Origin of the sequence: Longicatena sp. 210702-DFI.1.196 (assembly GCF_020563125.1) — a bacterium.
In the GTDB taxonomy this organism is placed as follows: domain Bacteria; phylum Bacillota_I; class Bacilli_A; order Erysipelotrichales; family Erysipelotrichaceae; genus Longicatena; species Longicatena caecimuris.
Window position 1 is genome coordinate 27,144 of the sequence record NZ_JAJCPX010000019.1, and the last position, 14,459, is coordinate 41,602.

A 14,459-nucleotide genomic window follows, 5' to 3' on the forward strand; every position below is an offset into this window, starting at 1 on the left:
GCAACACCCCTTTCATCAATTAACCCTTGGAAACAATCTTGCAAAGTGCAATTGCCTTGTGTGGAATTGCCTTTGTACCATCATTGATGATGTTCCAGTTTGTTCCAGTTGCAAGGTCAGTGTTGGAAGCAGATGCAGTGATGGAAGCAGGTTTCTCAAAGGAAATACCATCAACACCACAAATGAATCTGTCACGCACATAAAGTGTGTCCTGACCACCATTTGTTTTAGGGTCACGGCTCATTTCATAAGGAACTGCATCACCAATGTCATCCAGGATGATTGAACCATTACCAAGAACATAAGTGGTGTATGCAGTGTATGCTTCAACACCTTCTGCTGCTTCAACTTCTGTTGCAGGCATGTTGTCATCAATAAGAACAGTTCTTCCATTCCAAGTTGCAAGTGCAAGTTCTCTTTCAATACCATCTGCATCAGTCTGTGTCATGTACTTCAACAGCTTGATGTTTTCAAGGTTTGTTGCAACTTCACTGTGCATGATGACAAGTTTGAAGATGTTCTTGTTGTCACCGCCTGCTTTCTGAATTGCCTTGTTTAAGGTTGTAGAACCAACAAGTGCTTCATCACCAGTGTTTCCAGTGATGTCATAGACATGCTTTTCAAGGAATTCCTTTGCTGCCTTTTCAGCAACACCAGTTCCAGTTGCTTTCATGCTGAAAACACCTGAAAGGATTGCAAGCATCATTGCCTGCTTAACATCCATCTTGTAGTCAGCAATCTGTGCAGCAACATTGTCCATGAAATCAGTACCTGCTGTGATGTTCTTGCTGAAAGACTTTTCAGTCCAACCATCCATTCTGCTTGCCACAATGAATCCCTGTTCATAAGTGGTTGTGTTGCTGCTTTCAATGTCATGTCCACCATCATTGTTCTGACTGGTAGAACCATCAATTCTGCCAAAATAAGGAACTCTTGCATAAAGAGAACCAGTCTGATTTGCAAGGGCATCATGTGCATTCTGATTTGTACCAACTGCACCACTCTTTGCAAGTTCGTTTTTAGTTACATTAGGAATTCGGTCAACATACTTGCCGAATGCCTGGGGATTGAAACTTTTGGAATCAAATTTTGCCATTTTGTTTCACCTTTTCCTTTCATAAAATAGTTTTTGTGTTCTTGGTGCTTTAGATTTTTGCATCAGGATTTTCAGCAAGATATGCCATCATTTCAGAATAGGTCATCTTGGAAGTATCAACCCCATGGTCACCTTCTTCATTTCCTGATTCACCAGGTTTTGCACCTTTCACCTGGGTCTGCTTTTTAGCAGTAAAAAGGAACTTTGTGTCATCTGCCTTGGTAAGTGCTTCAATCTGTTCTGCAAGACCTTTCACTGTGCCATCATCAGCAAGTTCAGCCTTGTCCAAATCTTTCAGGAAAGGAACAACAGCCTTTGCATTGATTGCACCTGAACTTGTCAGTGCAGCTTCAACAGCAGCATCAACCTTCATTTTCTTGATTTCAGCAGCGTGTGCTTCATCTTTTGCTTTATTGTCAGCCTGCAATGTTGCAATCTGCTGTTTCATTGCTTCCACATCACCTGTGGAATTCTTCAAGGTTTCAAGCTGTCCATCCCTGTCACGAAGGTCAAGTTCCAACTTCTTTTTTTCGTTGTTCACTTCATCAAACCTTGTCTTTGGGATGAAACCTTTAAGTTCTTCCTGGGAAGCAGCTTCACACTTCTTTGCAGTTTCTTCATCAATTCCTAACTTCACAAATTCTTCTTTTTTCATTTTTCAATACCATCCTTTCTTCAAAAACATTATTTTTTCATGGTTCAGTCCATGTCCATTTGAACTTGTTCTTTTACATCTGCAATCCTAAAAAGATGACCTTGGATTGAAACCCAAAAGATTCTTTGTGATTGTGTCTTTTTATGTCATACACCAGGACAATAAAAAATCAGCCTTGCTGAAAGGAAGTTACTTCTGTGTCACCCCTGCACATTTTCTTCTTCATAGATTTTTCAGCAAGTCTGATGTTTTACCGCATTAAAAAAGCACCCTTTTCAGGTGCTTTTCTTAATCAACCATTTTGTCAGGTTGATTGTGTTCCTTCATCCAGGCTTCAAATTCTTCTTTGACTTCCTGTGGGGCATTTTCTTTCAAATGCCAGTTGTCAGGTTCAGGAACAAAATATTCACTTGTAAAAAATGTAGGCATCATAAAAGACCACATCCTTTCAATAATTCTTCCAGTTGCTTTCCAAATTCTGCTGCAACAGGTCTTGGATTCTCTGAACACATCCATTCACAAAAGCATTCTGCAAACCATTCCATTGCATCCTTTGTGGCATAACCACTGACTTGTTTGTATGTGTCACTAACTTTGAAGCCTGCTGCTTTCATGACCTTTGGTCTTAAATAAGCAGAAACTGCTTTTGGTTTCCAACCATTCATTCCAACAGCTTTCATTGTGTTGGTCAAATAGTCATCAACCGCATGTCCAAGTTCGTGCATCACAATGGAATCATATCCAACCCCTTGTGGATGGAAACCTGCTGCCTTGTCAGATTCAAAGGATTTTATCAGTTTTGATTCATCCTTGAACCATTGTTTGTTGACTGTTATTCCACCATTTCCAAATCCCCATGAACACTGTGCATAGGTTGTTCCACTCAATTTTGCAGAATTGATAGAACACAACTGACCCTTCAACGAAGGATATTTTGCAAATAACTGTTCATGTGTTTTGTAAATGGACTTTGCAACAGGAAGGTCAACACCTTCAAGTGAAAGTGAATCATCAGACCGCCATGGTTTCCCATTTATTTCCCTATGCAAGAACCAATCCTGGTCTTTCATGAACTGTTCAACATCAGGGATGCTTGTACAGTCATCAACTGACTTCACATTTGTTTCAGGTTTATCTTTTATTATATCATCAGGAACAACTGGTTTCAAATCTTCTGTATGACCATCAACAAATGACTTCTGCCATTCAGGATAGGTCATATCAGATGGAACATAGTATGTTTTACCATCTTCACCCCTTGCTGCCCTTTCACCGCTTCTGCCCCATTCATCATCAAAGTATGGAACAGTTGTTGACCTGCACCAAACATGAAAAGGTGGTGCAGTGACACCAGGTTCAAAGTCCTTCATAGGGAAGTGCTGTCCATCCATGTTCTGACATATTTCAGAAGTGTGACTGTCCAGTGTTGCGACAATCTCAAATTCTTCCACATCCAGGTCATTGAATGCATCCTTCTGTGCAGCACTGGAAATGAATGCCTGTTCAGTCATCACAAGTCTTCCTGCTGCATACTTTGCATTTTTGGTCTTGTCTGCAACATACTTTGACAAAGTTCTGATTGCTTCATCAGGTGCTTTTCCCTGAATGATTGTCCTGGTCAGTTGCTGATGCAGTTCATTGACCATTGTTGTCTTTGATTGCCACACCCTGTCTGAAAAGGTCTTTCCATCTGCTGCCCAAGGTTTTGAAATAATCTTTTGCAGCTTCCTTTCATCAATCTGACCGATTTCCCAACCAATATTGAAACCCTTCTGCACTTCAAAACATGTGTGATAATATCCTGTCTGATAAAGGTGCTTGACCATACCATCCAGGGAATCAAGTTCATTGCCAAAAGCAACTTCCAATGATTGCTGTGTCCGAAGTTTCAAGGCTTCCAGTCTGCTGATGTGGAATCTTGCAGATGCATTTTCCAGTTCCTTCATCCACTGCTGATTCATTGCATTCTGCTGTCCATATTTGATGTATTCCTGGACATCCCATTGCAATTCTTTCAGTTCAGCAGCAGACAACTGTTTTCTTGCTTCTGCCATTGTGATTCCATTGTTCTTTGCATATCTTGAATACCAGGATTCAATCTGTGCCTGAATCTGTCTTTGTGCCTTGTCAAATGCAGGTTCAATCTGATGGAAGGTTCTTTGACCATAAGCATTGTTTGCTGCTTCAAGGTCTGAAAATCTTTTCTTCCAGTATGCAGATGACTTTTTCTTCTTTGCCATTATTCATCACCTGCACCTTCCTGTCCTTCTTCATCAGCACCAGGAACATTCTGACCTTGCATCATACCAAGACCAAATTCTTCCATGTTCTTCTGCTTCTGTTCATCCAGTCTTTCCAGTTCTGCCTGAACATCATCAACCCAAGGATGCTGTGCAACAAGTGTTTCATCACTGATGATTCCAACAGACTTGCTGATGTTGTCAATGACTTCACCTTCATTCAGCATCATATCCCTGTTGAATATGATTTCCACTTCTTCCTGTTCAAAGTCACCCATTCCAATGTTGAAAAGGTGCATATTCAAGAACCAAAGAAGTTCTTCAAAGGATGCCTGATATTCAGTTTCCATTCCATTTGCATCCAGGTCAATGTCAGAATACATTGATTGAATGTTCATTTGGTTTGGTGTTCCACTCATTCTGTCATCTTTTGCATCATATCCCATTGCATTTTCAATGATTGCCTTTTTGAACAGTTCAATGATGGACTTGTAATTTTCAGAATTGACTTCCACTTGAAGTGTTCTGACATCACCGCCTGCACCATCCACTGTTCTGACCTTCACTGCACCATAGGTTGCAAGGTTCTTTCTGAATTCACCAAGATTTTCACCATCATAGTTCACAAGAACCAAAATTGTGTTCCTTGTGTCTTCTTCCATCTGATTTTGGAAGTTGGATTCAATCAGGTTCAGACCATCCTGCAAGGACTTCACCATTTTAATCAATGGAATTTCCTTGTTGTTATACTTGAAAGGAATCAAAGGAATCTTTGTCCAGTTGAATCCCTGGTCTTCAATGCTGAAATATGGAACATGCTGTTCACCATCAGGTTTCAGTGTTTCGCTGTCAGTCAATTCAAAATAAGAAACCCCTGATTCATCATAGACTTCAACCTTTGTGATGATTTTTTCTGTGTCACCCACATATCCAACCACTTCATAGATTCTGATGAAATATTCCAGTTCAGTGTGTTCTGCATCCTTCCACCCTGGTATGATTTCCCAAGGTCTGAACCGCTTGAAGATGAATTCCCCTTTGTCATTATACATAGGGAACAACCAACCAATTCCACAATTCAGGGAATCTTCCCCAACTACTTTCAATGTTCGCATGAACCGCTTGTTCAAAAACTGTTTCAGAATCTTCAAATATGCTTCATTGTCACACTGGATGGTGAAAGGTTGACCCAACAGATAGTTGGATTTCTGAATGACCATCTTTTTATACTGATTGTCAACAATTCTGTTGTTCGGAAGATTCTTGACCACTTCCAGTTCACCATCTTTTCCAATGACTGTCCTTTCCCTGGACAGGATGTCATGACATCCATCAAAGTATTTTTCACCATCAAGCATTTCTTTTCTTCTTTGCGATTGCTTGAATTTTTGTATTTCCTTCACAATGAACTGTTCATCAGTCAACTTGGATGCTGCATTGACATTGACCAGTCTTTCAAGTTTTGCTTTGAAGGATTCAGCAAAATTGAACATCATTCTTCACCACCTTTCTTCATCATAGTGCATCCACCTTTGCAAATGCTTCTGCCAGTTTTGGGAACTGGTATGCAATCCAGTCCACTATTTCTTCATTTATGCCCCAACTATCAGCACCAAGACCTGATTCAAACAGGAATGCATGAACCAGTTCATGTCTGATGACCTGCTGTCTGTATTTTTTCAGGTCAGCAAGTGAACCAGGGCAATCCTGGAAGGTGTCAATGACAATCTGTTTTGTGGAATGGTCACAATAACCATCACCATTGTTCAAATTGTCATCCTTCACCTTGTTGGATTCTGTTATTGTGTACTTTGTACCTAAAACATCAACTGTCACTGTTTTTCACCTTCCCTTTTCCAAACACGCAAAAAAGACCCCTTTGCAGGGGTATATTTTTAATCAAAACTGAATGTTTGTCCTTTGTTTATTTTTTCAGCAATTCCAGTTGTTGCATCAGGTGCATCATCATGTGCATTCTTTCCTTCTTTCTGATACCTGGACATTGCTTTGTAATATTCAGGAAATCTGTCCATCCAGTTGACAGGGAAATAAATATGATTCATAACCCATGTGCTGTTGGACAATATTCTTGATATTTTGTTTTTAGACTGGAAGAATGGATTGATGATAGTTCTATTTGAATGGTAGGTGTTCCGCAATATTGATTCCACATTTCTTGCAAATCCCCTTCCACCATTGTTTGATTCTATATCAGCATCATTCACCTGGTCTTCATAAAGCATTTTTGCAACAGCAGGTTCTGTGATTTCCATTCCATCCTTTGTGTAAATAACATTGATGACATAGGCTTCATGATTATATTCAACATAATCAATACTGCACAAGTAGTCATCACCTGTGTCAGCAGTATCTGTGTAATTCTTAACAGCAGAATAAACAGGTCTTCCTGCTGCATCTTTTGGAAGTTCTGTATATGTCTTGAATGACTGATACAATCTTCCTTTTATATCAATAGGATTCTGTTGATAGTTTGCTTCTGCAATTTCAACACCCATTGCTTGAATCTTTGTTTCATAAGATTCTTTTGAAAGGATTTCAGGACATAGCATTGAACCATCTTCCTGAACCGCTTTATATTGAACAACTTTGACTTTATCACCATACTGTTCAATGATTCTTCCTGCCAAATCCAAGCTGTGCCATCTTGTCATGACTATGATGATTTTTCCACCTTCTTCAAGTCTTGAAAGCATTGTATCTGTGAACCATGTCCACTGTTTTTCAAGTGTGTCTGCATTATTTGCTTCCAGTGCAGACTTTATCAGGTCATCAATAATCATAATTGTTGCACCAAAACCAGTTGCAGTTCCTGTTGGTGATGTTGCCAAATAATTGTTGTACCCATTTTCAAGTGACCACATATTCATTGCACCATCACCCCTTTTTATGTTTACACCAGGGAAGATGTCTGAATATACAATTTTGTTTTTATCAGCTTTTATTTCCTGAATGGTGTTTCTGACACCTTTTGAAAAGTTAGTTGATAAAGTTTCATTATATGAACCAGTCATGATTTTTTGTGTTTGGTCATTACCAAGAACCCATTCAACAAAATTTCCTATGGTTCTTGATTTTCCATGTCTTGGTGGCATATTTACAACTAAAATATCATGTTGGTCTGTTGGTTCAATAAACTGTTGAAGGTCATCACAAAAATTATGCAAAAATGTTCTGTCACTCTTGTAAAAGTCAGGTGCTTTGGTCTTGCAATATGTCCAAAATTCCCTTTTTGACAGTTCACATTTTGCAGCCTGAATCAGTGATTTATTCTTCATTTTCAATAATCTTTCTTAATTCATCAGTTGAAAGACCTGCAAATGGATTGTTTGTATTCAATTCACCTTCAACAGAAACATCCCTTTTATCTCTCCATTGTTCAGGTCTTCTGTTCTTCAACCAAAATATTTGTGCTGTGGTGTCAGGAACAACTTCTTTTGTGACTTCTTTTGTTGGCATCAGTTCATATTGACCAGTTTCAGGATTGAAAATCTTTTCCCTGGTCACTTCCTTGTATGTATAACCCAAGGCTCTTTTCAATAAGGCATTTTCAACTTGAATGTCAACAACTTCTTTTCCCCTTTTTAGGGTGAGAGAAATGGGAGTATATTTATTTTTCCAGTCTGTCAATGTTCGTCTGTTGATTCCCATATTATGGGCAATTTGTTCTTCTGTCAGTCCATCTCTTGCCCAGGCTTCCAGTTGAAGCAAACCTTCTTCTGTCAACCATTCTTGATATTTTCCTTTTGCCATTCAAAGGTTCACCCCTTCCTTTCATCACATAAGAAAAGCACCCTTGGAAACTGGATGGTGTTTCCTTGGATGCTTTCGATTGACCTAACATTTCATGTTATAGTTTACTATAACATGACAGTGGGATTCAAGCGGACTGTGGCAGGAACTTTTCTTCAAATGCCTGCAAAGCTGCAATATGTATTTCCTTCACATAATCATAAGAAAAACACATTGCCTGTGCTGCTTTTTTCAAATTCTTTCCGTCAACATACACGATATACAAAACTTTCTGATGCTTGCTGTCTTCAATCTGATGAATCTGATTGATGATTTTAACCCTTGTCAATGCAAGATTGTCCTTCATCTGCTGCAATTTTTCTTCTTCTTCAAATATCTGACCGAAGATTTTTGCAAATTTATCAGGTTCAGGTGAACTTTGCACCCTTTCCTTGTCATATCTGATTCCTGCTACACCTAAAGAATCCCTTAATCTTTGAATATATTCTTCCTGGTTCAGAATGTCATTTCTTTGTTCCTTTATCTGCAACAAATATTCTTTTGCTGTCACATTTCACACCTTCTTTCTAATTCAAGAAGTCAACATCTTGAATTCAACATCTTGATTTCAAGAAACCCTTTATTTTCAAGGCTTTGAATCACTTTGACCTTTTGAAAAGTCAAGATGTGATGTGTTTTTACTATTATAAGTATTTTTTAGAAAATCATTAAATTTTAATGATTTTATTCTTTTATATATCCTTAAATAGAAAACATCTTGACATCTTGACTTTTCCAGTAAAATCAAGGCTTTCAGGCTTTAACATCTTGACTTTTATCTTGACTTTTTACCTATACATCTTTTACTTTTGATGCATACATGTCAGCAGTGTGAGTGAACAACACTGACTGATATTTCCTGATTGCTCTGTCAAATGCATCCCAATCATCAGTGACATAAGCACCCATGTGAAATCTGATGCACAACATTTCTTCTTCTGTCAGGGTCATCACCTGTGACAGCATCATCACCGACTTGTCACCATGACCTTTGAACATAGGTGCAGGATTGTATGTCCACTTTGGGTCTTTACTAATAGGTGAACCAGTTCCCATGACCACCACATCAGATGCATTTTCATCCACATAGTCATCCAGTTTGCACACATCATGAAGCATCCCAACAATATAAGGTGATTCAGGTCTTGACCATGGAATGTCAAACTTCTGTGTCATTTCCACAAGAACCTGTGCTGTCATGAAGCTGTGTTCAAACAATCCACCAGTATGATTTCCATGATGCTTGATTGCAGCAGGCTTGACAAAGAAACCATTGTTCACCAACCAGTCAATTGTGTCCACATTTATGATAGGTTTTCCACCAACATTCATGAAATCAAGAAATGTGTCTATCTGAATTTTATTGTTCATCATTTTCACCTTTCCCTTCCTGGAAGAACACTGCACTTTCAGTTGTCAGAAGAACTGGTGGAACAGCAGCACCTTGGATGTAAAGATAAACCTTTCCACCATTGTTCTTGATGTTTTCCAAGTCCTGTTCATCCATTTCCCAACAGCATTCAACACCCTGTTCATTGTTCATAACATTTGTGTATCTTGTCACTGGAAGGTCTTGACAACCTTCCAGTGTGTAAACTGCATTTGTTGTTTCTGTTCTAACTGGTTTCATTTATTTGAATTCCTTTCCTGTTTTCTTATCCTTGAAGGTGATTCTTCCGACCACTTCAAATCCTGCCAGGTGTGCAGCTTCCCTGATAATGTGCATCAGATGTCTGATTTTTCTTTCCTGTTCAGATTCTTCCTTGACAATTTCTTTCATGCCATAATATGCAGTTGGGTCAGGATAACCTTCATTGTTGTACTTATTCATTTTTCTGAAATTTCACCCCACATTCCTGATAAATCAGGTCTGCAAATTCTTCCAGTGTCATGTCACCATTCTGAAAATCTGTATAGACATCAATCATTGCTTCACAAAATTCAGGAAGTCTTTTCTTCATGCCCCAACCATATTTTTCTTTCATGACCTTCACTGGAATTCCAAGCAGAAGAATCATTGCTGCATCCACCGCTGCTTCTGTTGCATCCTGCTTCATCTTCTTGATGTCAGACTGCTTCATGTTGAAGACTGGTTCATGTGTTACTGGAAGACCTTTCTTCTGTGCCATTCTTCTTTGCTGCCTGTTCATATTACTTCACCACCAAATCATCAAAAACAACTGGAATCATCTGTTTGAAATCTTCAAGCAGGGGAACTGTCACTTCAAGCATTTGTGGATGTGGTTTCCCTGTTGTTCCCAAAGCACGAAGTTTGAAAAAGTGTCGCCATTCACGAAGATTTGCAGTCATGACCACTTCTGTCTTCAAACTGTTTGGAAGAACCGCCCTTGCTTCCTGTGGTGTCAGACCAATATCAAGCAGTTTGAAATAAGAATCTTCACATGCTTTCATGGTTTCCTTCCATGTGTTCCATCCTGCTGACTTATAGTCCAGGTATTCAGGAATGATGAATGTGATTTCAGAACCAAAATCATCCTTTGAATAATTGCAGTATCTTGTTGATTCCTGGGCAAAGGATGCAAGTCTGTGTCTGACCAGTTCATGACTGATTCCCCTGTCAACAACAAACTTTACTGTGACAGATGCATGTTCAAGCATTGCTTCATGTCCTGACTTGATAAGGGATGCAACCATCTTTGCAGCAGAACCTTCCTGAATCTTTCCTTCTGACTTGTAACAAGTTCTTGCAACCTGTTCAATCTTTTCCAAAATTTTCTGTCCATCAAAATCATTGTAAATCTGTGTATATGCTTTAATTGCCTGCATTCTGTTCACCTATCCTTTCAAAAGTTCTTTCAATTTTCTGTTTCATAACCTGCTGAACCTGGTCTTCACATTCCATCAGGTGAATCACCTGGTCAAGAACCAGTTTCACATCTGCCAGTTCTTCAAAGATGTGTTCTTCCAGTGCTTTGACTGACCATTCAGATGCAACAGGTTGTCCAAGTCCACATTTCCTGTTCCACTTGGTCAATGCCTGGGTCAGTTCTGCCATTTCTTCAATCAACTGATTCTTCTGACCTTCCAGTCCAAAGTGTTCAGCAATCTTGAATCTTGGGTCTTCTTCCTGATAATGCTGCAACATATTCTGATAGTTTGCAGCTTTGTCCAGGTCTTCCTGATCATTCTTCTGTTCATGTCTGTACTGGTATTTATAAGAATTCAGTTCACAAAATGCTTCTGTTTTCTCATAACCAAATTTTTCAAGCATTTCTTCAATGCATTCTTTTCTTCCTGGGATGTTATAGTGTCCAGGATGAATCACATTTGACATCATCAATCACCTTCCCCTTCATCATCAGGTTTATTTTTTGTTGACTTCTTTTGTGCATTCTTCTGACTTTGAATCAAGAAAGAAAAAAGTGGATTCACTTGTTGCTGTTGTGGTTGCATTAAAACCATAAGAACACCCATTGCACATTGAACCGCAAGGTTCGGATTGTGACATTCATTTAATGCTCTTGTATATGATTTCAAATAAATATCAGTTGCAAGGTCAATTCTGTTTTCATCCATTTCATTCACCACCCTTCTTTTCATCAGACCAGTCAAATTCTTCACCACACTTTGAACACCGCTTTGGTCTTTTGTCATAGATGTGTTGTGGATTCCTTATCAAAGGAAAATGGACTGGTTCTTTGCAGTTCGGACAACCAAGGTATGAATCACCGAAGTTGTCAACAATGTCTGTTGGTTTTACCAAGATACATCACCGCCCTTCTGTATATTTTCAAGATACATTTATGTCAAAAAATTTTGGAAGCATCACTTCAAACATTGCTTCAAAAATAGGAACTGCAATTGAATTCCCTGCCTGATGATACAATGTTCTGTTCATCTTCCCTTCTTCAACATTACAAGTTGATTTTGCTGCAAGAAAATCTTCATCTGAATATCCCTGCAACCGCCAACATTCCAGTTCAGTCAAATATCTGTATTTTCCACCACCAAGGTCAATGACTTGTGCAGGTGTTCTGTCCTGTCTTGTTGTGATTGTATTTGCATATTCTTTGATTATGGTTGCCCTTCTTATTCCCTTTTTACCTATTACAGAATAAACACTTGGCTGTGTTACCAAATAACAATCATCAACCTTTTCTTCCAAGAACTGCTTGATGTTTTTCATAGATTTTCTTTTCATCATGCCAAAATCAAATGCTTCATCATCCAAAACAGAAACTGTGAAAACCCTTTGTCTTGCCTGTGGAAGTCCAAAATCCCTTGCATCCAAGACTTCATAATTGTTTGTATATCCAAGCATCTTCATATATGAAAGATACTTTTCAAAATTATGCTTCATGTGCTTTGACAAAACATTCTTCACATTTTCCCAAATGACAACCTTTGGTTTCCATTCACCCATCTGTTCAATGATGTGAACTGTTTCCCACATAAGTGATGACCTTGTTCCTGAACCTTCATCACCACCTTTTCCTTTGTTGATTCTTCCTTCTGCTGCTGTTGCTTTTCCCTGGTGTCCTGCAATACTGAAATCCTGACAAGGACTTCCATGAATCAGGATGTCAGGTTTCAGATTCCATCCAACAACCGACTGTGTTTTATATGCCAATTCATCAGCAAACATTGCATTGTATGACCTGACCGCCTTTTCATCAATTTCCACATAGTCAATGGATTTCACTGGAACACCAAGGTTCTTCAATGCAACCCTTGGTGAACCAATTCCACCGAACAGTTCAAGAATCTGCAATTTCTGTTCTTCCATGTATTAGTTCACCGCCTTCTGAAATAATCTGTATTTTTTCTTGTTGATTGTCTTGTTCACAATCTTATAGTTGAATGTTTTCACCATCTGCCTGCTGAACTCAATCTTTGACAATGCCTGCAAGGATTCTGACAGACAGAATTCCTTGTATCTTTCATAAACCGCTGATGTTGGTTCATTTTCCAGTTCAAAGTCTTCATCTTCACAATCCTTGACGAACATCAGAAGTGGATTGTTTCTTTCTTCATATTCTTCAAGTTCTTGCTGCATTGCTGCTGATGTGGTAAAGTTCTTTGTTTCAAGAACCCTTTTCAATCCCTGGATTCCAAGCTGAATCAGATATTCCATGGATTCCTGACCTTTCAATTCTTCTTCAATTCCTGGTTTGAAATTTGGGTCATCAGACTTGAATTTTGCATTGAATGGAACAATGACAAGTCTTCTCATAATTGCTTGTGAATCAGAACCTTTTCCCATTCTTGGAATGTTATTTGCTGAAAACAGCAGCTTGCAGAATGGTTTGAAGTCAAACTTTGGTTGTCCTTTCTGTTCTGCATCAATGGTTTCACCAGTGACAATTTTCTTGAAAACCGCTGTGTCTGTGACAAACTCATTTGAAATATCATCACCAATGTTTGCCAGTTTTCCAAACATCATGACTGTGCTGAATCGGTCACCCAACTTTTTCAAGTCCAGTGATGAAATATTCTTTTCAGACATAAGGTTTGAAAGGGTCTTCAAATATGTACTTTTTCCATTGCTACCTGTTCCAGTCAGGATGAATGCCTTTCCACCTGCAAGTGTGTTTGACCTATACATGCAAGCACCAACAATTTCTTCAAGCAGTGCCCTGATTTCTGCATCCTTGCAGGACACATTGTCAAGCATATTGTCAATCACTTCACTGGATGCTTGCTTGTTAAAATCCCAAGGAATCTTGTTTGTGATGACCACATCAGGTGTGAAATCTGAAAAAGAATCTGTCACAACATTATAAAGACCATTTCTGAATGCTATCATGCAGGCAGGTGCAGCCTTTACATTATCCCTGATTAAAATATTCAGGTATGCCATGACTTCTTGTCTTTTTGCTCTGTTCAACTGTGGAAGGTGCTGAATCATTACTGCTTCAATTTCTTCCTGCCCTGACACATAAATTCCATCTTTATACATGTGAAGCTGACCATTCAATCTGATGATGTGATGGTTGTTCTTCAAGAACACTGCAAACTTATCAAAAAGAAATGTTGTTCCTTTGTAGAAAATAGGCTTGCTGAATGCTTCATCACGCATGATGACTTCCAGTTCTTCATCAGACAAAGGTTCTTTCAGGACATATTTGTTGATTATCCGCAACACATCCCTTGCTTCTTCCTTTTCAAAATCTGCTGACTGCAAGGTCAGGATGTAATTGAACAATGCCTGGTTTCTTCCATCACCTGCATCCATGTCCAGGAATTCTGCTTTTCCTTTGACTGGAAGCATCCACTTTGGAATTTCCTGATAGACTTCACCATCTTCCTGATAGATGTCATAAATGACTTCCCTTTCCTTTCCGTCATATTTCAATATTTCATAGGAATTTTTGACACCAACCTTGATGTCTGCTGTCAAACCAATTGCCAGTTTGCAATGTGTGAAGCATTTTTCCACACCTGCATTCTTGAACAAAAAGTGCTTTCCCCTGGTTGTTGCGTAAACCCTACAATTCAACTGCAAGTCTTCCACAATATTCATCAACACTTCTGACTGTTCAAAGTCATCAATGTCAACCAGGATTGTTTCTTCATCCAAAATTCCTGCAAATTCAGGAAGTGACTTGACTTGTTCATAAGTCTTGAAGTCTGTTCTGTTTTTGAATTTCTCTATGCACTTTTTGTCCTTGGTTTCAACATAACCTTTGAAAAACAT

Annotated in this window: 18 protein-coding genes; all 18 read right to left on the reverse strand. The window is 38.8% G+C overall.

Annotated features, from left to right (window positions below):
• Positions 1-19: 19 nt before the first annotated feature.
• Entirely contained in the window at positions 20-1,096 is a 1,077-nt protein-coding gene (locus LI241_RS09175) for a phage coat protein (protein ID WP_227151215.1), read from the reverse strand.
• A 49-nt stretch (positions 1,097-1,145) separates the two neighbouring features.
• On the reverse strand, positions 1,146-1,751 hold the full coding sequence (locus tag LI241_RS09180; RefSeq protein ID WP_227151217.1) for a phage scaffolding protein: 606 nt from the start codon (positions 1,749-1,751) through the stop codon (positions 1,146-1,148).
• A gap of 288 nt (positions 1,752-2,039) precedes the next feature.
• The gene (locus LI241_RS09185; protein WP_227151219.1) at positions 2,040-2,183 is read right to left on the reverse strand and encodes a hypothetical protein; all 144 of its coding nucleotides are present in this window, start codon (positions 2,181-2,183) and stop codon (positions 2,040-2,042) included.
• Positions 2,180-3,991, reverse strand: coding sequence for a minor capsid protein (locus tag LI241_RS09190; protein ID WP_227151221.1), 1,812 nt, complete (start codon positions 3,989-3,991; stop codon positions 2,180-2,182). Before LI241_RS09190 ends, LI241_RS09185 begins: the two co-directional genes overlap by 4 nt.
• Positions 3,991-5,487, reverse strand: coding sequence for a phage portal protein (locus LI241_RS09195; protein WP_227151223.1), 1,497 nt, complete (start codon positions 5,485-5,487; stop codon positions 3,991-3,993). Before LI241_RS09195 ends, LI241_RS09190 begins: the two co-directional genes overlap by 1 nt.
• Before the next feature lie 19 nt (positions 5,488-5,506).
• The gene (locus LI241_RS09200) at positions 5,507-5,827 is read right to left on the reverse strand and encodes a hypothetical protein (protein ID WP_118455429.1); all 321 of its coding nucleotides are present in this window, start codon (positions 5,825-5,827) and stop codon (positions 5,507-5,509) included.
• Positions 5,828-5,886: 59 nt separating this feature from the next.
• Positions 5,887-7,287: a phage terminase large subunit gene (terL, locus tag LI241_RS09205; RefSeq protein WP_227151225.1), complete on the reverse strand. Its 1,401-nt coding sequence runs from the start codon at positions 7,285-7,287 to the stop codon at positions 5,887-5,889.
• Positions 7,277-7,762, reverse strand: coding sequence for a helix-turn-helix domain-containing protein (locus LI241_RS09210; protein WP_227151227.1), 486 nt, complete (start codon positions 7,760-7,762; stop codon positions 7,277-7,279). The genes terL and LI241_RS09210 overlap by 11 nt, the downstream gene beginning before the upstream one ends.
• 127 nt (positions 7,763-7,889) lie before the next feature.
• Positions 7,890-8,312 (reverse strand): hypothetical protein, encoded by a 423-nt coding sequence (locus LI241_RS09215; protein ID WP_227151229.1) that lies wholly within the window; start codon positions 8,310-8,312, stop codon positions 7,890-7,892.
• A gap of 281 nt (positions 8,313-8,593) precedes the next feature.
• The gene (locus LI241_RS09220; RefSeq protein ID WP_227151231.1) at positions 8,594-9,172 is read right to left on the reverse strand and encodes a hypothetical protein; all 579 of its coding nucleotides are present in this window, start codon (positions 9,170-9,172) and stop codon (positions 8,594-8,596) included.
• A complete protein-coding gene (locus LI241_RS09225) occupies positions 9,162-9,431 on the reverse strand; it encodes a hypothetical protein (RefSeq protein WP_227151233.1) in 270 nt (89 codons plus the stop codon). The genes LI241_RS09220 and LI241_RS09225 overlap by 11 nt, the downstream gene beginning before the upstream one ends.
• Complete coding sequence (locus LI241_RS09230; protein ID WP_118455438.1) at positions 9,432-9,632, reverse strand: hypothetical protein; 201 nt, start codon at positions 9,630-9,632, stop codon at positions 9,432-9,434. It abuts the gene before it with no gap.
• Entirely contained in the window at positions 9,625-9,930 is a 306-nt protein-coding gene (locus tag LI241_RS09235; protein ID WP_227151235.1) for a hypothetical protein, read from the reverse strand. The genes LI241_RS09230 and LI241_RS09235 overlap by 8 nt, the downstream gene beginning before the upstream one ends.
• Before the next feature lie 22 nt (positions 9,931-9,952).
• Positions 9,953-10,588 carry an FAD-dependent thymidylate synthase gene (thyX, locus tag LI241_RS09240; RefSeq protein ID WP_227151236.1) on the reverse strand — a complete coding sequence of 212 codons (636 nt, stop codon included), beginning with the start codon at positions 10,586-10,588 and terminating at the stop codon, positions 9,953-9,955.
• Entirely contained in the window at positions 10,575-11,096 is a 522-nt protein-coding gene (locus tag LI241_RS09245; protein WP_227151238.1) for a DUF3310 domain-containing protein, read from the reverse strand. The genes thyX and LI241_RS09245 overlap by 14 nt, the downstream gene beginning before the upstream one ends.
• 2 nt (positions 11,097-11,098) lie before the next feature.
• Positions 11,099-11,338 (reverse strand): hypothetical protein, encoded by a 240-nt coding sequence (locus tag LI241_RS09250; RefSeq protein ID WP_227160452.1) that lies wholly within the window; start codon positions 11,336-11,338, stop codon positions 11,099-11,101.
• 214 nt (positions 11,339-11,552) lie between these two features.
• On the reverse strand, positions 11,553-12,548 hold the full coding sequence (locus LI241_RS09255; protein ID WP_227151242.1) for a DNA cytosine methyltransferase: 996 nt from the start codon (positions 12,546-12,548) through the stop codon (positions 11,553-11,555).
• Positions 12,549-12,551: 3 nt separating this feature from the next.
• Positions 12,552-14,459, reverse strand: a complete 1,908-nt coding sequence (locus LI241_RS09260) for a phage/plasmid primase, P4 family (RefSeq protein WP_227151244.1) — start codon at positions 14,457-14,459, stop codon at positions 12,552-12,554.